Source organism: Clostridium gelidum, from assembly GCF_019977655.1.
Taxonomy (GTDB): Bacteria; Bacillota; Clostridia; order Clostridiales; family Clostridiaceae; genus Clostridium; species Clostridium gelidum.
On the sequence record NZ_AP024849.1, the window covers coordinates 5489811 to 5509198 of the forward strand.

A 19388-nucleotide genomic window follows, 5' to 3' on the forward strand; every position below is an offset into this window, starting at 1 on the left:
GCTTGGGTGTAAATATTATCCTTTCTTACAATTATATTAAGTAAACCGTTACTGAATATAGTTCGTGTTATTATATTTAGTGAATACAAAATAATTTTATAATTAAAATAAAACTTAGAATACAAATTGGAGGGACATTATTATGAAAAAGAAAATTATTAGCTTATTATTAGTTACAATAGTTAGTTCAACTGCATTGATTTCTTGTGGGAAGACTGAAACTACTGGAAATTCAAATACTGAAAAATCTACAACTGAACAAACTTCATCGGTTGATTCTAGTAATAAAGATTCTAATATATCAGGTGAAAATAATAAACCAACAGTTGAAGTTAATCAGATTGCCACTATATCTGATTTTAAAGATAAAGATAAAGCTGCAATTGAAAAACTTTTAGGCAAGCCACTTAGTGAAGATGATACTAAATCTATTTATGAAAAAGATACTTACACTTTTGAAGTTACTTATTCTGATTCAAAATGTAAGCAATTCAAAATAATTCCTAAATCAGAAATGAAATATCCAGCTGACGGAGCTAATATCCTTAAGTTAATAGGTATCGATGCAGGTCAATCAGATAAAATATCTCCAGCTGGACTTGAATGGAATAATAAATTTGATGTTTTCAAAGTAAATGTGGTTTCTAACAATGAACCTGATGGAAAAATTGCTTTTGCTGAAATAATATTAGCTCAATAATATAGTTAATTTTGCAACAGACTATTTAATTGACAGCATAAATATTCTTGCAATAACACTATTTATATTCAGACTTCTAAGACCAGAAAATCGTTGTTCTTTACAAAAGCAACGATTTTCTGGCTTTATAAATACTTTTTTCTATATCTAATAATTTATATAAACTATTTACTTAAAACAAAAAACAGATAAGATTTTATTGTATTAATTCATCTTACCTGTTGTTACTACTGCACCTATCTTACCTATCCAATAAGGATGTTATTTTCTGTTTTTTTAATCTTACAATTCTTTTAGGTTTTCTTTTATGATTTGGCTTAATATTGAATAAATCTAAAACGAACATCAAAAGTGGTACTCCAAGTAACAGTCCCCAAACTCCCATGAAATGTTCTGATATTAAAAGTGTAATAAATACAATAAAAACTGGTAATTCAGTTTTATCTGCCATAAACCTAGGGTTTAATACATAGCTTTCAAGAGCATGTAGGACGGCTATAAGTATAAGGACATATATAATCATCTTAAAGCCTCCAACTGTATATGCTATTATACTTAAGGGAATCAAAGAAACAATAGTTCCAGCAACTGGAATTAAGCTAAATATAAAAATCATAACACCAAGACCTAAAACCTGTGGAAAATGCAATATAAAAAGTGATATAACAGATAGAATGCTGTTTACACATGCAATAATTATCTGTGCTTGCACTACTTTTCCAAAAGAATTTAAAAAGTTAATTGCAAAATTCTTTGTGTATCCATAAACCATAGAAATAGTACTATTTTCAAATTGTGAAAAGAATTGTTTGATTTTATCTCTTTCAACCATGAAGAAAAGACTTAGTATTAATGCTATAAATACATTAAAACTCCAAGTACCAAAATCAGAAGCATATCGTAAAAATTGATCAAATCTTAAAAAATTATTAAAATCAGAATTATTAAAAATTGACATAAAATCAATATTACCAAAGTATGGTGCCACATAAGTAGATAAAAAATCTCCTCCAATAATTTTAAAATCAAATTTAGATACTTTTATACCTATTTCAGTTAATTGTCTAATAATTTTTGGTATATACTTATAAATAATAAACACAATAGTAGAAGACATAAATAAATATAAAAATAACGTCACTACCATAGGCTTTATTTTAATAAATTTGTCTAATCTCTTAGTAATTCCTATTTGCAAACTATAAGCAATATACGTAAATATAAATGTGAGCAAAAATAAATTAAGCATTGCTCTTAATATAAAAATAATAATTACAATTATAATTAGAACCACAAGCTTTTTAACTAAATCTTTTTGAAATAATTCTTTTAAGAAATTCATATTTAATTCACTCTCCCATAAGTATTATGTGCCAAATTCAACTTCTCTTAAACAAAAAACACGCTAAAATATAATTTTAGCGTAGATTAGTAAATTTATCAACTGGAGAAATTGAAGATGCAACTGCTTATGATGCTGCATACGGATAATTAAATACTTTTATAACGTCCACTTCGTCTGCTACCTTGATAATCAATTGTCAATTACCTAAATTTATTCTTTCAATTTTACAACTATGTTCTTTCGTCTTAGAGTCATAACATATAGCTACTGCGAGCAGATTATTTTCATGTTCTTGTATGAATTTTTGAAAATATTCCTTTTCTCTCATTTGCTTCATAGCCTCATCTACAGTAGCATCTTTCTTTAACTCTAAGATAAATGCTATATCATTTTTTCTTCTTGGGTGAAACGTAAAATCTGCATAACCTTTAAGCAGAGAGCCAAAAACTTGTTTTTTGTGCGAATCGCTTACTCCAACGAATGAACATGAGTCGGAGTTTCCTTTCAAAAAATCTTCTCTTTCAACTCTATATTGATCCCTCGCACTAAGGTAAGCCAAAGTTATTACACAATCCAAACTATTCTCATCATTATATTGAAGTATTGGAATTTCTGAATTATGAATATCATGCAGTATATTTACTACTGTTTCAGTATCACAATTCACTGTAGCCTTAAGCATTTTATTTGACTGTTTTGCTATTTCTGAAACATACCCAAAAGCTTCATCTTTTAATGATTTTTCAAATTCCATCATTAATTCTTTATTAGGTATTTTTAAATATCCATTATGATACGATAAAAAACCAAGTATTATCATAGCTGAATATATTTCTTCTTTAGTCTTAGGTGCTTTCTGTCCCGCTCTAAATTCTTCATCTATAGTAATATCTATTTCGTTTCCAGCCACCATTTCTATTACATCTTCACGAACTTCTAATGTATTATATTCCAAGAACTGCTTAACTTCATCCATTGCTCCTGTACTAGTCCAGTAACTTTCACAGTAGCCTCTGTTTAATGCAATGCTTACTGAACGCGGATTATATATTTTTATTCCATTTGGTGTAATATATCCATTGTACCAGTTTTGAAGTTCTTTAAAATAAATATTTTTATTCTTTTCACATAATTTTTCAATTTCTTCCTCAGTAAATCCAAAATATTCATCAAATATTCTATCCTTTAAAAATGTATATTCCTCAAACATATTAAGAGCTGAAGTACTTGAATGGTTTTTTATTGGAAGTACTCCTGTCATGTATGCTAAAGCAACATAAGGCTTATCCTTTAATAGATTGCGTAAGAATTCCAAAAATTCATTTTGATTTTCAATAAATAAATTATTATTAAAAATATAATCCCATTCATCAAATATGAATATGAACTTTTCACCAGTATCATATAACATAGAACTTAGATTGAAATATTCCTCTGGATTAATATGAGGATATTTTTCCACTATATCTTTTTTTATTGTATCTCTTATCATCTTAATATAATCATCATAGGTATTTCCAATTTCAGATATTCCATTAAAGGATATATTAATTACATTATATTTGTTTAAATGTTCTTCATAATTATAAGTTTTACTTATCTTAAGATTATCAAAAATATATTTTGAATCTACTGCTTTAAGATAATAAGCTCCAAGCATATCAGCTACTGATGATTTCCCAAATCTTCTTGGTCTTGTTATACATACATATTTCCCTTTAGTTGATATTTTCTCATTTAACACACTTATTAATTCGGATTTATCCACAAAAGAATTATCATCATATAATTCTTTGAAATTTTCTAAAGGTCTTTTAGTATTTAAATATATAGACAATTTAACACCACCCGCTACAAAATTCATATTGATTATATTATATGAAAAAAGTTACATGAATAGTCACTTTACTATATCTATTTATCCTGTTTAAGTAAATTGTTTATTGCCAATCTATTTTCTATTTTAACATTTTCCATGATATTAAGTATTTATATATTTTTTAAAACTCTATATTAATATTATATCCCAATATATTTACATAAAACAAAAAAAGATGAGGCTAAGCCTCATCTTTAATCATTTTTTTATAGTATTACTTAACCCAAGCTCCTGATGCGTTTAATTTGTATCCATCAACAGTTGTATTAGCAGCCATTGAACCTGAAGTATTTAAGTAGTACCAAGTTCCATTGTCATTCAACCAACCAGTTTTCATTGCTCCTGATGATTGTAAGAAGTACCAAGTTGATCCATCTAGAACCCAACCAGTTTTCATTGCTCCTGATGCGTTTAAGAAGTACCAAGTTCCGTTATCATTGTACCAACCAGTAGCCATGATTCCGTCAGCTTTTATCATGTACCAAACTCCGCCATCGTTAACCCATTGTCCTTTTACTTGAGTTCCATCAGCCTTGAAGAATGTCCAACCTGCAGCAGTATTAACCCAGCCAGTAGTAGTTACTGGAGTTGTTACTGGAGTTTCAGTAGTTGTTTTGCCCATTGTTGCATAAACATCTTTTCCTTCTGCCCAAGCGATTAAACTATCTGCATTATATACTTCTAATGAATCTATAGTTCTGTCACAAGTAAACATTTCAGTGAAATCTCCAGCCTTTTCTGACTTGTAGATTTTCCCTTCATTTACTATCCAAAGGTTACCGTCAACATCAATTGATGCTCCAGCTTTTCCTGCATCTCCCTTAAGATCGTGATCAACATCTCCATCTTTCTTTACAACATAAGTATCAACTTTGCTAGATGATCCAGCAGCTTCAACTTTTTCATTCTTTTGTAATTTTAATACATAAGTCTTGATAGTATCAGTATCATCCATTTCAGTATAGTAAATTGCTCCACCTATTACTCTTAATCCAACAATTGAACTATCAGTACCAGTAGCATATTTAACTAATTTATTAGCAGCTGTTGCAGTGTCATCACTTACAGCAGTTGTAATTTCATAAGATTCTACACTCTTTGGTAAGTAAGCATCTTTTTCTGTATCTCCTTGAGCTTTAGAGATCTTTTGAAGATATTTAGCAGTTGTGATTTTTGCTCCACCCTTGCTATCGTAAACTGTACCAGCAGTGAATGTTACATCAATTACTCTATAGATATAGTCTGCATCTTGAGCTATAGTTGTTGAATTTGCTACTGTTGCTGCGATTCCATCATCATTAGCATCTTCATTAAATTTGTCTAATGCAACCATCTTAGTTCCATTATATACACGAATGTTAGCTGTCTTATCAGCATCTATATAAGCTCCTGTGTTATTTGTATATCCTCTGTAAGTATTTCCAGTAGCACTAATTGTTCCTGCATAACCTGAAGTTATAACTTTAGTATCAGCTACAGTTGCTTTTACATTAGCGAAATTTGTGCTTAAATCCGCTGTTAAAGTAGCTTGATTGTAGTCTGCTGCTGTTGTAGCTGTTAGTGTAAGTACACCTGTAGTAGCATCAACTGTAGTAGTATAACCTGGAATTGAATTTGATTTAACAGTAGCTGCAAATTGAGCTGCTGTAGCAAATTGTGCTGCTGCATCATTCTTTGGTGTTACAGTTGCAAAATTTGTATTGTCTACAAATATTTTAGCCACTTTTGTAGCATCCTTAATAGCAACAGCTAATTTAGTTGCTGTAGTTCCATCATTATTATCTGCAGTTATTGTTACATTTTCTGATAATGCTTGAATTGCTGCTAAGTTAACTGCTGCTGGAGTAGTAGTTTGAGTTAATTGAATTGTTCCAGCATCAGTACTTTTTATATCTGCTGCAAAACCAGTATATGATTTAGTTATTGCTTTTATAGCAAAATCAGCTTTACTTCCTGATGTAAAATCACCAGTTACAGTATCTCCTGATGCTTTAAATATATGTCCAGCCACCATTATATCTGTAGATCCATTAAATACGTCTGGAGTAACTTGAATAACAGCTTGTCTTCCATTAGTTACATTAGCTGCATTTGATATGTATGAATACCATACATCACCAAATTGATTTGGTGTTATTTTTTGAAGATCTACACTAACATTGCTTCCATATCTGCTAGTTTTCTTTAATTTAGCTACTAACTTATTTTCTGAAGTATTTTGTAAATCGCTAGCAACATCTTGATCTGTTACTTTACCATCTGATAAATTAACTAAGTATTCATCGCTACCGTCAAAAGCTATAACGCTATCATTGTTATATTTGTCTTGTAATGTAGCATCAGTTAAGTTGTTTATTTCAGTGTCCTTTTGTCCATCATTGTAATAAACTGATTTATTATCTCCGTCTGTTTTGTATCCTTCATATACATATTTACCATCTTTGAATGCAACTACCTCTTGGATAGTTCCTTCTTTAGTTGCTAACCTTGTTGAATCTGCAGCCATCGCTGGTACTAGTGACATGATTGATGTAGCAGCTATTAATAAAGCTGTAATCTTATTTGTTCTTTTTATCATTTGTATATTCCTCCTAAAGTTTTATCTTTTACTTTATCTTTTGTTTTTGTTCCATCTACAAATATTATTATATCAGCACATTTCGACCTTGTCCACTTTATTTGTATATTTTTTGTAGTTTTTATACGTATTTTTTGAATAAAATACTGTTATTGTGTGAAATTAATTCTTTTGATGTTAAATAGTATTCAAATTTGTAAAATATAGTATATAGTCTGAAGATTACTTGATTCGTATTTACTCGTTGATTAAGTTCAAGCAACCAAACTTTCAATACAAAATGTAGAAAACTCCAATATCTTTGATAACTAAGTCATTGCTGCTGTTAATTTCCTATCTGACAGTTTATATTTAATTCTTACACTTAATACAATATACATACAGTTTATATATTATACATACAATTTATGGTGGTGTAATATATATCTGTATACATTGATATATAAAGACTAAAGCATAATTTATATTTTAAAGAAAAGAACATAAAATTTCATAGTATTATAAGTTAATTAAATAGTTAGGAAATATATTTTAATAACTATAAAAAATTATTTAATAACTTTACATTTTTTCTAGCTACTCTGGAAAAGTGAGCGTCCAAAAAGTGATGCTCCAAAAGTGAGACTCCAAATTTAATATTTGGCAAGTCGAACTTTCACACAGTGCATCTTGTATTTGGATATAAGGGAAAAGTTCTTATTTGCAGCATAGCTACTTCTTTTATATGTGCAGAACTTTCTCCTTGGAGCTTTTATATTTGAGTTCTCGAACTTTCTCTGTGAGATTTGTTCTTCAATACTCTTACTAAAGCCAATCTTTTTATCAAATTCTCTGTATAATCATCAACTTCTCTGTGTAATACAAGTTCAGGATTATACATTACATTTTATTTCCATAGTGACTGTTTTAAAAAAATGTTGTTGTTAATAATAACAACATTTTTTTAAAACAGACTGTATGGAATTTAAACAGTATATATGTTATCCATACTTCGCTACTCAAGCTATTTCCTACACACTAAAAAAAGACAAGAAATTACTTTCTCATCTAAGTCATATTGCTAATTATAATTATCAAGTTCTAAAACACCAAGGGTACTTAGTCTAGGGTCGTGCCACTGTTATCTCCAAATCAAATAATAGGGAGTGTTACAGTGGCTAGACATCAGATAAACATTCAATAGCTTTTACATTTACGCGGATTAAGTTCAAGTCATCCATTGTCAATTACAATATAGCTAACACTTGCTTAATTTCATCTCCAAGATTAAGCATATTAAAGAAAATAACAAGCATTCTAACTTGTTATTTATCTTAATATGCCTTATAAGCCTCCTTCTCACTTGCATACTCCATAAAATACTCTCCAACTTCATAATTACTTACATTATGTAAGATAATATTAGTTTTAAATCTTTTATATTCGTTTACAACACTTCTAACTACAGCTGCTGCATATGCAGGTAAGGATTTTATATTCTCACGGCTTTTATGAATTTGAATAGCTCTATATTTATTTACTATAAGCTGAGTAATTCTTTCTTTTAAAAACCATTCTTTAAGATTAGCGATAGCGCGCACTAAATGCATCACTAACTTTTTAGTCAATGTTATTTCAGCAAATTTAATTTTTTCCATAACAAGATTGTATTCCTTGGGATTATTTAGCTTAACAAGTTCAATATAATCATCTTCTTGAGTCTTAGTATTAATTGCAGCACATTCAAAGTAAAATTTAAAATTTGTATTTTTTTTAGGTGATAAGTCCTTTAAACGCTCAGTCTCACTATTATCTTTAAATATTTCTGAATACTTAATAAGCATTTTATCTATAGTGTATTTTGCATAATACTTGCACTTAGTCTTTAAAACTTTCATCCAACCGCTGTTAAGTTTTAATAAGTTCATAGAAAAACCATCATGAAACTTTGAAGCTTTAGAATCACTAAGCTCTGACATGTATATCATAAGTCTCTTTTCACGTGCTTTCATATTTCTAAATTCAGGAGTAAAAAAGAAACTTCTTATATGAGTATAGCCAGTTAAACCAATCGCCTCATAACGTGTAGCAGCAGTTAAACTAAACTCTTTATCACCTGTACCCTCAGTTAATCCTAGATAATCTTCACTATTTAAATCAGACTTTAAATTATCTTTTGCTTTTGTCATATTCTCCATATTAACTAAGATCCAGCTATCTAATATATTATCAAAAGCTAAAATTGACTTCTCAATTAATTTGTTTACGCAATTAAATACAGTCTTATAAGAAACATTTAAATTTCGGCGAACTAAAGCTATAAGATCAGCTTTAGAGCTCGTAAATGTTTGAATAAGATATTTTGAATTAACTTCACTAGATATGGCTACTAAAGATATATAAGTATCAAGAATGTAGTATTCATTGCACTCGAATATTATTTTAGATAAATGAGAATTATATAGTTTTGTAGCCATCCCTTGTGTACCTCCTCTTTTTTAGCTGTTTTTATGACTTGTTATTTTCTTTCATATGATTTAGGTGGAACTCTATTCAAAATATTAGTAAACCAAAAGTCTTTTTCTATTTGAATAATCATATTAATTACATTATCATCTCTTAAAATTTCTTTATATACAAATTTTTTGCCCCCAAGTAATGATGCTATATAACATTTTTCAGCTTTAGAAACTCTCATGCAATGTTGCGCTTCAAGGACATAACCTGCTGGAAGCTCTTCTCCATTCCAATTCATAGATAAAAATATATTTTCACATTTACAAATTAAAATGGAATTTTCTCCAACCACCTTTCTATTAATATTTGCTACCATAAACTCATATTCATCATCTATTAATTGCTTATTCCCTTTTCTAACCTTCTTATTACTTCTAAGAGAATATTCCTTTGCAATGGTTTCATCAAAAGTTAAATCCCAATAATTAGCTTCACTTGTTCTTTCTAAAATCCCGCCATATTTTATAATTTCATCCGTTAAATTTATTTTCTCTAAGTACACATCAGTTGCACTTCTATTTTTATCACTGCTCATAATTGCAGCGATATCTAAACCATCAATCCCATTTTTAAATTCTTTTAAAATATTCCTTTCCCCCACTTCAATTTCTCCTATCTATTTAATTTTGAATACGTTGTCATTTTGATACTATTCATTTTTTACCCAATCAATTTAAATTCCTTTATTTAGAAAGCATATACCTTTGGAGTTCCAAATATTATTTCTTCACTAACATTAAGTACTGATGCTATTATTCTTCTATTTCTTTTTCGAGGAATTGCTTTCCCATTTTCCCAATCTGACCAGCATTTTTCAGTTGTGATACACTTATCTGCTGCTTGTTTTATTGTTAGATTTCTGAATTTTCTTAGATACCTTATTCTTTCACAAAATTTGCTATTCATAAACATTTCTTGCAAGTCACATAAAAATTTCTCCATAATATTTTGCCTCCTTAATTTATGTTTTAATTTTTTAATGTTTGATGTAAATATTTACCTTATGTGTATTTTATAATATACTTTTTCTATTTTCCAATCCGTTATTTGCTTAAAATACCTTGATTTAGCTATTTATATTCATTTTTATCACTTTTAATAACTCTTATATATAAAACGACATGAAACATATAGTTCGAGTTAACTTTTCCTAATTTTTTACAATTTTATATGTTAAACTTTTCTTAAGTCCATATATTTATAAGAACAAAACTGGCTACGCCACGCTTTAGTTCTTGATTAATGATGAATGATGAATGATTAATAATGGTTGGTGAAATTCCTCTGGAATTTCTTCCTTCATCATTCATCCTTTATCATTCATCATTCATTTTTACTAAAAAATACATGGAGGTGCTCTAATAATGGATTTCAAAGAAATTGAAAAATTAGTTGTTGCTGCGAAAGCTCAAAATGACCCATCAAAGGAAAAATTAGCAAAAGAATTTACACCATTTATAATAAATCTTTCAAATAAGACCTTTATCAATGGTTATGATACTAAAGATATTCAAAATGAATGTTATAGAATACTTTTTAAATGTGTTTCAGTATATAAGTTGGAAAAACATAGATTTGTTGCTTATGCTACTAATGGAATTAAAAATAGCATCAATGATTTAATAAGAAAAAGCAAAAATAGAAGTTCCTCAGAAGGTTTTGAAGCGTTAACACTTTCTGATAATTTAGAGCATATCTTTCCCTCTACAGATTGTGGCCTAGATGAAATGTTGTGCAATAAAGCAGATTTTGAATTATTAAAAGAAGTTTTTAGTAACTTAAGCAACGAAGAAAAAGAACTGATAGTTTTTGTCTACTTTAAAAATAACTCTTTGCAAACATATGCCTATTGGAAGAACATGTGCTATTCCACAGCTAATCGAAAGAAAAGAACCATCTTAAACAAGATGAAACAACTTTTGAGTTAAAGTCTTCCCAAATCTTCTTAGCCTCCGAGGTTCTATAGGAGAAGGTCGCGATCTTGTTACTAAAGTTTGCCTATTAAAAGTAATATACTAATGTTATAATTTAACTACAAAATGTGAATCCTTAAGACATAAAGGCTATGATTGATATAAAGACTTATGGATACATATATAATTAATATTTTTTAGAATATGCTCAAAAATACTAATATAATTATCAGCTGAAATACGAAATTATATAAAAGCTAATAATGGTTCATGTGAAGTATACCCTGCTCCCTTTGATGTAATATTAAAAAATGATGATGAAAATATTGAAGATAGTAAAAATATTGTTCAGCCAGATATTTCAGTCATTTGTGACGAAAGCAAATTAACTGATAGCGGTTGTACGGGGTCACCTGATATGATAATTGAAGTAGTTTCTCCTTATAATCCAAACAATGACTTTATAAGAAAGTTAAGCCTTTATGATAAATACAAAGTTAAAGAATATTGGATTGTTAATCCTATGAAAAAAAATATATTAGTCTACAAATTAGATGATAAAGGTAGCTACGGCATGCCAGATATATATATACGTTTCAAGATACAGTAAAAGTAGGTATTTATGATGAGCTTCAAATAGATTTTAATTTATTGAATCTATAATTAATATTATATCCTTGTATAATAAATTTACTTAATACAAAAAAACAATGTAAAAAGCAGATGAATTAGTTATTCATCAAATATTCTATCCTTTAAAAATGTATATTCCTCAAACATATTAAGAGCTGAAGTACTTGAATGTTTTTTTATTGGAAGTACACCAGTCATATATGCTAATGCAACATAAGGCTGATCCTTTAAGAGATTTCTTAAAAACTCTAAAAAATCATTTTGATTTTCAACAAATAAATTATTATTAAAAATATATTTTGAATCTACTGCTTTAAGATAATAAGTTCCAAGCATATCAGCTACTGATGATTTCCCAAATCTTCTTGGTCTTGTTATACATACATATTTCCCTTTGGTTGATATTTTCTCATTTAACGCACTTATTAATTCAGATTTATCCACAAAATAATTATCATCATATAATTCTTTGAAATTTTCTAAAGGCCTTTTAGTATTTAAATATATAGACAATTTAACACACCCACTACAAAATTCATATTGATTATATTATATCAGAAAAGTTACATGAATAGTCACTTTACTATATCTATTTATCCATAGCTAGAAACCATCATATAGCACCTAAGTACAACAAGTCCACGATGCAACAACTTTGTCGCCTTCAACAAAAGGTATGGCATTAAAGCCATCATATATGGTAATTAGAGATTCTTCTTCTAACATTTCAATATCATTTACACCTTTTCTATTTTTTGTGCTAGTTTTATTTCTTTTTTTCTTATTTAAAAGTGGTGAAATATTAGCGGGTGACGGCTCAGCCTTTATTTTTTCTGAATCATGATTTTTAATAATCATTACTTCTTCTTTAGTTATTTGATTTTTAGCTTTAATTGATATATCTTGAATTTGTGGAATATCTATATGGGCAGATTCAGTAGTAATTATTTCATTCTCTAAATTTTCAATTACTTTTTCTTCTACCTTAATGTTTTGATGTTTTGCAAAGTTTTTAATTTTATAAACATTATCTGCTGTAAATTCCACCATTTCTAAATCTTGGAATGTCCTTAAAGCTAATTCTACTTCAATAGCACTTCTATTAAATTCTATTGCCAAGGTTTCTACTGTATATGGAATATTTTTTGACAAATATAATTCACCAGCTAAATTAACTTTTCCAGCTAAAGTTAAAAGTCTAGTCCAAATATAATTAATAAGATCTCTTTTTGGCATTGTATCTATTATTTTGAATTTAGTATCCTCGTACATATCTACTTTTAATTTAACAAATTTTCTTTCTTTCATTTTTAACACGCTCCTTTAAATATCTTATATAGGATATATGTTAAAAATAACATTATACTAATATAAATTAAAATAATATTTATATATAATATACTCTTGTTAAACAAAAAACTACGCTTTCACGTAGTTTAATGGCACTGCTTGTATATGAAAATTTTCAGAACAGGGGGACATCTTAGGACCAAAGGGGCTGCTTGCTAGTTTATGAGTGACTTGCTAATAAGTGGAACTTAACTTATAAATTGAATTTCTATACCTGTTTTTAATATTTCTTCCACTAATCCAATTGGTTCTTCATAATCTGCTACTGTAAATGCAATAGGCTCCAGATCTACCCTATACTCAAGAGTTTGCATGAATAGAAATTTAAATGCATCAACACCATCCATTCCTACAAAGTAGTCAGAGAAAATAGCTAAGTCTATATCACTGTCTTTGTCATAAGTACCTTTTGCATAAGAGCCAAATAATATTGCTTTCTTAATTGGAATTTGTGTACTTATCTTTTGAACATAATTTTCTGCTAATTCTTGTACTGATTTAGTGATTTTATCCATACAAATACCTCCTCCGCTCTATCTAATACACCTTTTGCCTTATCTTTATAAATAGATACTGATAGTTTTTCTTTATATGATGGATATCTTTCGGATATATAGTAATACAGTAATTCTGCAAAAAAATCCATATATTTTTCCTTCTTATTATCAAACTCATCATCATTTATAAGTTGTATTTTCTTTTTCATCAAATATCTTATTAAATATCCTAGCAATATTATGTGTTCTATCCGCTTCTTTTTCTGTATATAATACAGAAATTCCTTTGATTAATTTTTCTATTGATTGCTGACACATAAATACTACATATAAGTATCTACCCGAATTATAATTTGACCTAGCTGTTTCAATATCATATTCGGCAATATCCAACCAATACTCATATTTTTCTCTACTGTTCATTAATAATCATATCCTATTACCTATATTATATCCAATTTTTATAAAAACTTCACCTTATATTTTTTAATTTATCTCATCTGTCTATCTATTAATTTAAAACTTATACCTGTAAAATTTTAGACTTCACAGGTGCTATTCGTGAGTTACGAGCGACTTGATATTAATTCATCTTACCTGTTATCTTTATTTATATATTATTTTGGACTTGTACATGGTAATTTTTCACAATGGTCTGACCCCTTTGTGAGAGAAACATGACCGACCTTGATAATCCCGGTTGTATTTTGTTGTAATTTACTAGATTTCTATATAACCAATTTAGACTCTAATAAAATAGCATCTTTACATATATCAATTCTATTATTCCAATGTATGTTTGAATCAATACTATTATCCCTATCCCATGCAATATTACCATGTTCATTTATAAAGACTTCCTTAAATTTATTTACATCTTTCAAAATTTCAAATACACCAAATAGACTATCCTTCATATCGTAAGTTCTCACTTCACCATTACTAAACTTTAACAATAAAGTATAATCATCATTAGGATCTACATGTTTCTTAATGATAAAGAATTTTTGACTGTCCAGAACTATAGATACTAATAAAAATTTCAAAGCTAATCAATGCGACGCAAAGCATGTCTCATATCGCTAGATATATTTACAATGGACCGATGAAATGATTTTGGGGAACTCCCAAATGTGAAAAGTACTATTTACAAAAATTTCATACATACGAAGAATTGAGAGAAGCAATTGATAAATACATAGTTTTTTATAATACAAAAAGATTACAGAAAAATTTAAAAGATCTGACTCCAATTGAATATCGAAATCAGATCTTAGTTTCATAATTTTTATTTTTTCACCGGTCTACTTGACAGAATGCAGTTCATCGTTTGTTAGATCCAATTTACTACACAGAATACTGTTGTGATAAGTAAAAATTGATGTTGAAATTTTCGATAAAAATTTCAACATTAATTCTTTTATAAAAAAATTTGCCTTCTTGTTTTCAAATTCATAAGTTTCATACGAAGGATTAGTAACTAACTCGTTGTAAATATTCAGATTACATGACTGAATTAATTTTCTTATAGTTTTTTTTGAATAAAAATTTATATGCCCAGTTTTATCAAATATAAAGTTATTGGAACCTCTTATGTTATCTTCCAAAGGCACTTCAACAAATACATACTTTGCAACTCTACTAGCTTCATATAAAAGCTTTCTTGGGTACTCAACGTGTTCAATAACATGAGTCAAAATAACTAAATCAAAATAATCAGATTCATATGGCACGTTATAACCATCATAGACTTGGCATTCAGCTAAATTAGGTATATTTCTTTTTGATGCAACCTGTACGCCACTAGCTGAAATATCAATTCCATATAGGTTTTTACCAAAAGACTTTTTAGAAAGTACCTCCAATATAGACCCTTCACCACACCCTATCTCTAAAATCTTATTATGAGGGTAGTCAATACATAATTTAATAATATTTTCAGTTTTATCCTTAGCACCAATATATCTCCACTCAGACATGCCATCATCATAATAATTATTATAGTGCTCCTTAAGTTGTTTATTTATTTTATCCAATATATTCTATCTCCTCTTCTTTTTTTATATTATCTTATTTCTATAACTGTTAATTGATATCCTTCTATTTTGTATTTAAAAATATCAAAGATTTTTTTCTTTTCATAAGAAAAGGCTTTATGCTTTTTCAGCACGAATATTGTTTATTTCACATCTAAAAGATAATCATCTAAATACTTTCACTAATCCCAAGTATAGTGAATGGCCTTTCCTAATGCTAATTTAGGAAGAGTTTACATACACGTATCCTCTAATTTCTTTATATATTTAGTTTCATTTTATTTCACCTTTATTTTTTATTTATAAATATAACATATTTAGATCTAAATATATAGAAAAAATTGGATTTTTAATTTCATTTAAAAATTGCAATATAAAATGTCCAAGTTTTTGAGAAAAATATAAGGTTAAGCATATATGCTTCTTTCTTCTATCATATTTGCAGAAAGACCACAGAGAATCCTTCTTGGATAGTTGCTGATCCAATATTGTATTTGCTTAATTTGTTTACATGTGAATATTGAATTATCTATTCCTTTGGGAATAAATCTACGTATAATCTTATTTGTATTTTCATTTGTGCCCCGCTCCCATGAACTATATGGATGGGCATAATACACTTTAGTTCTCTTTTTTTATTTCTGACAGAGTTCTCAATCCATTCAAAGTCAAGGTCTTCACAGCAGCCTGCGATTTAGATGGTATTTTAAAAATCAATTCTTTACGAGCTACCCTTTCACTTAGCACCATTAAGACAGTCTTTGTCCCCTGTTTTCCAACGACGATATCCATCCCAGTGACCTATCTCATCACGTGCATCTACCGTTTCTGGCCTTTCAGATATGCTTGTTCCTTTGGTATTGTTGTATGCCTGTCTTATTTTTCTATGGTTTCGCTTTTTACCATGGTTTTTAACGGGTAAATCTTTGTTACTGATATGCAAAAATAGATTATTATTCAAATAGTTATATAGAGTTTTAAAGCATATACTTGTATCAAATTGTAGTTTCTTATTTGTAATATTTTGAATAGCTGCATACGGTGATTCACCACATGTACCAATGGCTTTTTCTAGATACTCAACCAATTTATGATCTTTCCCCATCTTCAATTCAGGTCCTTTTGCTGTACCTCTTCTGTCGTGTTCTAACTGTCCAACCTCGGCGCTATATTCTATTCGAGTTGTCAAGTCACTATTCAACAGTTCTACCATTACTTTATCAATTTCAAGCCTTACAGTGCGTTCAGAACGCTCTCCTATTTGCTCTGCGATACAAACTGGACTCAATCCTGCCTTGTATAATGCTTCTAATTTTATACGTTCCTCGTAGGTTAGAAAATTCGACGAGTAGCAATTATAATTGTATAATGTAAATGTCAACCACTTTCATATTAACATGTACAATAATAATTATAAGAAATCACAAAACCACTTAATACTATAAAAAAGATTGTCCCTACATATACCCATCTCCAAAAAATCTTTGATAAAGAGATGAATTTTTATTACTTACTAAAATAGAAGAATGATATAAAAAAATAGCCTAAATAGAACAAAACGTATTGACTTCAATATTTTAATCATTTAATAGCCCCAATATTACAATAATTTTCATACATTATTATAATATCACAGATTAATCTACAAGTCCTAATTGAATCATATTGTGTATACTCTTAAATATAAAAAACACTCATTTAGTTTTCCTATTGCATAAAGATAAAACATTTATCGTATAATATTTTATCTGATTAGATTTTTATTAATTGTTTATAAATGTTTTAAGAATACTATGCATACCATACATTTTAGAGATACGCTTTGGCTTTTTTATAAAATTCTAATTTCAATAATCATTTATAGTAACAAAACATTCTTTAGAGCATACATTTCTAATATATTATCCTTGAACTTTCGGAGCACATAAAAAGCGCTTAAATTACTTTTAAATTTATATTTTATCAAAAGCCCTTGCTGGTAAGAAAATATAAATTTAAATGGCACATTTTTTTTGGGATTTTGTGTTAATGGTTCTTCTTACCCATTTTTTAATGGTCAAATGTTGTTTTCTTAATTTTAAGAATAACTCAATATCCAATGCTTTTTAATTCAACTTATTTATACATAATCTTTTTCAATTATCATTTAATATGCCCTGATAACATGATTCATTTCTTCATCACTATCTCCATTGAATACTGTAATATCTAATGTTCCAGATTCATCATACTGAAAAACAACCATAGTATTTATATTTTTTCTTGCAAAGGAGTCTTATTTCCCTTAGCATCAATTTTTCAAACTGTATAAACTAAATTCATTTTCGAACTTTTTACCGGCTCAAGTTTATAAGTATTTCCTTTATCTAATTTTGTTACTATAAGTCCAAATACCTTGCTTGGTTCATTATCTATTTTTTCCTGATAAGAATTCCAAAACAACTGATTTCTCGATATATCTCCAGTAAAAAATTTTGAAAATACCGTACTAAATTTTTCTGCACCATTTCCATTTAAATGGTTATAATCCTTAAAATCTTCTTCAGATAAATCTAACATTGATTCTTTGCATAAATTGGAGTCATAATAAGTTGCATTTGTATTTGCAATAAGTTCATTAATTATCTTAACATATTTATCATAATTACCAATACTAGCTATTAAACTACTCACCTACTAAATTAGGTGGATTTAAGGTATAAATACCTTAGACTGAAAGTCATAGCCATTTAAGGATTAATCCTTCTAAAAGTCCATTAGCTGAAGCAACCTAAAGAGCATGACTGAAACTCATTGTTCTATTTTGAATATCTTCTTTATCACTAAGTTCCTGACTTTCTATATACCTTTTAATAGTTTCTTCTGTAACACTGCCAACTGTTGAACAAAAATATCCCCTTGCCCACAAATGTTGTCCCCAGTACTTTTTTCTTTAATTCTTGGAACTCATCTTGTATCAATCTTGATGATCTACCCTTAAGATACTGCACAACCTTACTGAGTGCAATGTTCGGAGAACATCCTATTAACATATGAACGTGGTCTTTTCCAATACTTCCTTTAACACTTGTGATGCCTCTTGCTTCGCAACCTTGCCGGATTAATTCTCGTAATCTTGAAGCTATTGGTTTGCTCAATACTTTATATCTATATTTTGTTACCCATATGACATGATATTTTATGTCATATACAGTGTGACTTCCTTTATTGTATTCATTCATACTAATTCACCATCCTTGGTAATTAATATGGTCATATTTACAGTTTCTTAAAGGCTAAAAGCGTATACCGTCTAAAGACAGTGGATTTAAACCACGCCCATAGAAATGAAAAAATCAGGCATAGGTGCCGATACAAAAGCTAATTCTATGCTATTTTCTTGGCAATATTCAATAATTTCTTGTATATATTTTTTATCATCTGATGATAAAATATTATCTGATATTTCTTTAAAGTCACTCGTTTCTAACAAATTGCCTTTTCCTATCTTTTGTGAACTATATACATAACCTTTTCCCGCGTATCTCTCAATTCCATTATCAACATAATCATAATTTTTATAAGCATCTGTCATCTTCTTCTTTATCGTATTTCCAATGTGGGTAAAATTAGAAATATATAGTCGCTCCTTAAGAAAGCCATTATAATAATACTTCTTGTCACTTGCTTGTAAAATATATAATAATTTATCTACTGATTGATTCATATAATCAGAAATAAGATATGTTGCTGTCAAGTTTGATTTGTTGATCCCATAATTGTATAAACAATCTCAACATAAATTTTTTTCAATTTATTTTCCTTACCTGCCTCTTTTAACAATTCCAATGTAGATATTAACCATTGACATTGAGCCCCTACATATATAGTTTTATAGCCTTGTAATGAGCCACATTAAATGAGCCTACGCCCAAGAAATACTATATATATGCCCCTCAATGTAAATGGTGCACTTCGGTGA

Annotated in this window: 18 protein-coding genes and 3 pseudogenes; 4 read left to right on the forward strand and 17 right to left on the reverse strand. The window is 28.5% G+C overall.

What is annotated here, in order from left to right:
* Positions 1 to 142: 142 nt before the first annotated feature.
* On the forward strand, positions 143 to 700 hold the full coding sequence (locus tag psyc5s11_RS25225) for a hypothetical protein (protein ID WP_224035208.1): 558 nt from the start codon (positions 143 to 145) through the stop codon (positions 698 to 700).
* 241 nt (positions 701 to 941) lie between these two features.
* On the opposite strand, the gene psyc5s11_RS25230 is transcribed toward psyc5s11_RS25225, so the two are convergent.
* From psyc5s11_RS25230 to psyc5s11_RS25255, 6 genes are all read right to left on the reverse strand, one after another.
* Positions 942 to 2042, reverse strand: coding sequence for an AI-2E family transporter (locus tag psyc5s11_RS25230; protein WP_224035209.1), 1101 nt, complete (start codon positions 2040 to 2042; stop codon positions 942 to 944).
* Between the two features lie 199 nt (positions 2043 to 2241).
* Positions 2242 to 3909, reverse strand: coding sequence for an AAA family ATPase (locus tag psyc5s11_RS25235; RefSeq protein WP_224035210.1), 1668 nt, complete (start codon positions 3907 to 3909; stop codon positions 2242 to 2244).
* A gap of 229 nt (positions 3910 to 4138) precedes the next feature.
* Positions 4139 to 6502, reverse strand: a complete 2364-nt coding sequence (locus tag psyc5s11_RS28145; protein ID WP_311196388.1) for an N-acetylmuramoyl-L-alanine amidase family protein — start codon at positions 6500 to 6502, stop codon at positions 4139 to 4141.
* A gap of 1313 nt (positions 6503 to 7815) precedes the next feature.
* On the reverse strand, positions 7816 to 8958 hold the full coding sequence (locus tag psyc5s11_RS25245; protein WP_224035211.1) for a hypothetical protein: 1143 nt from the start codon (positions 8956 to 8958) through the stop codon (positions 7816 to 7818).
* 41 nt (positions 8959 to 8999) lie between these two features.
* Positions 9000 to 9599 (reverse strand): YqaJ viral recombinase family nuclease, encoded by a 600-nt coding sequence (locus tag psyc5s11_RS25250; protein WP_224035212.1) that lies wholly within the window; start codon positions 9597 to 9599, stop codon positions 9000 to 9002.
* A gap of 86 nt (positions 9600 to 9685) precedes the next feature.
* The gene (locus psyc5s11_RS25255) at positions 9686 to 9940 is read right to left on the reverse strand and encodes a helix-turn-helix transcriptional regulator (protein ID WP_224035213.1); all 255 of its coding nucleotides are present in this window, start codon (positions 9938 to 9940) and stop codon (positions 9686 to 9688) included.
* Between the two features lie 422 nt (positions 9941 to 10362).
* Here psyc5s11_RS25255 and psyc5s11_RS25260 point away from each other — a divergent pair, with 422 nt between their 5' ends.
* Positions 10363 to 10926: a sigma-70 family RNA polymerase sigma factor gene (locus psyc5s11_RS25260; RefSeq protein ID WP_224035214.1), complete on the forward strand. Its 564-nt coding sequence runs from the start codon at positions 10363 to 10365 to the stop codon at positions 10924 to 10926.
* A gap of 235 nt (positions 10927 to 11161) precedes the next feature.
* Positions 11162 to 11521 (forward strand): Uma2 family endonuclease, encoded by a 360-nt coding sequence (locus psyc5s11_RS25265; RefSeq protein WP_311196457.1) that lies wholly within the window; start codon positions 11162 to 11164, stop codon positions 11519 to 11521.
* 125 nt (positions 11522 to 11646) lie between these two features.
* On the opposite strand, the pseudogene psyc5s11_RS25270 reads toward psyc5s11_RS25265, so the two are convergent.
* The 6 genes and pseudogenes from psyc5s11_RS25270 to psyc5s11_RS25290 all read right to left on the reverse strand — a co-directional run.
* A pseudogene (locus psyc5s11_RS25270) lies at positions 11647 to 12057 on the reverse strand (AAA family ATPase); the annotation flags it as partial.
* Between the two features lie 111 nt (positions 12058 to 12168).
* Positions 12169 to 12852, reverse strand: coding sequence for a phage replisome organizer N-terminal domain-containing protein (locus psyc5s11_RS25275; RefSeq protein ID WP_224035215.1), 684 nt, complete (start codon positions 12850 to 12852; stop codon positions 12169 to 12171).
* A gap of 230 nt (positions 12853 to 13082) precedes the next feature.
* The gene (locus psyc5s11_RS25280) at positions 13083 to 13409 is read right to left on the reverse strand and encodes a nucleotidyltransferase domain-containing protein (protein WP_224035216.1); all 327 of its coding nucleotides are present in this window, start codon (positions 13407 to 13409) and stop codon (positions 13083 to 13085) included.
* Positions 13376 to 13600: a HEPN domain-containing protein gene (locus psyc5s11_RS27990; protein WP_258712395.1), complete on the reverse strand. Its 225-nt coding sequence runs from the start codon at positions 13598 to 13600 to the stop codon at positions 13376 to 13378. Before psyc5s11_RS27990 ends, psyc5s11_RS25280 begins: the two co-directional genes overlap by 34 nt.
* On the reverse strand, positions 13572 to 13814 hold the full coding sequence (locus tag psyc5s11_RS27995; protein ID WP_258712396.1) for a HEPN domain-containing protein: 243 nt from the start codon (positions 13812 to 13814) through the stop codon (positions 13572 to 13574). Before psyc5s11_RS27995 ends, psyc5s11_RS27990 begins: the two co-directional genes overlap by 29 nt.
* A gap of 305 nt (positions 13815 to 14119) precedes the next feature.
* Positions 14120 to 14437: a DUF2442 domain-containing protein gene (locus psyc5s11_RS25290; protein WP_224035217.1), complete on the reverse strand. Its 318-nt coding sequence runs from the start codon at positions 14435 to 14437 to the stop codon at positions 14120 to 14122.
* An 80-nt stretch (positions 14438 to 14517) separates the two neighbouring features.
* Between psyc5s11_RS25290 and psyc5s11_RS28275 the strand changes: the two are divergent.
* Positions 14518 to 14676, forward strand: a pseudogene (locus psyc5s11_RS28275) (IS3 family transposase); the annotation flags it as partial.
* 19 nt (positions 14677 to 14695) lie between these two features.
* Here the strand turns inward: psyc5s11_RS28275 and psyc5s11_RS25300 are convergent.
* The 5 genes and pseudogenes from psyc5s11_RS25300 to psyc5s11_RS25320 form a co-directional block, all read right to left on the reverse strand.
* Positions 14696 to 15427 (reverse strand): class I SAM-dependent methyltransferase, encoded by a 732-nt coding sequence (locus tag psyc5s11_RS25300; RefSeq protein WP_224035219.1) that lies wholly within the window; start codon positions 15425 to 15427, stop codon positions 14696 to 14698.
* 736 nt (positions 15428 to 16163) lie between these two features.
* Entirely contained in the window at positions 16164 to 16616 is a 453-nt protein-coding gene (locus tag psyc5s11_RS25305; protein ID WP_224035220.1) for a hypothetical protein, read from the reverse strand.
* Between the two features lie 1109 nt (positions 16617 to 17725).
* The gene (locus psyc5s11_RS25310; RefSeq protein ID WP_224035221.1) at positions 17726 to 18100 is read right to left on the reverse strand and encodes a hypothetical protein; all 375 of its coding nucleotides are present in this window, start codon (positions 18098 to 18100) and stop codon (positions 17726 to 17728) included.
* A gap of 97 nt (positions 18101 to 18197) precedes the next feature.
* Positions 18198 to 18648: pseudogene (gene tnpA / locus psyc5s11_RS25315) on the reverse strand (IS200/IS605 family transposase).
* Between the two features lie 86 nt (positions 18649 to 18734).
* Positions 18735 to 19133, reverse strand: a complete 399-nt coding sequence (locus tag psyc5s11_RS25320) for a hypothetical protein (RefSeq protein WP_224035222.1) — start codon at positions 19131 to 19133, stop codon at positions 18735 to 18737.
* Between the last annotated feature and the right edge of the window lie 255 nt (positions 19134 to 19388).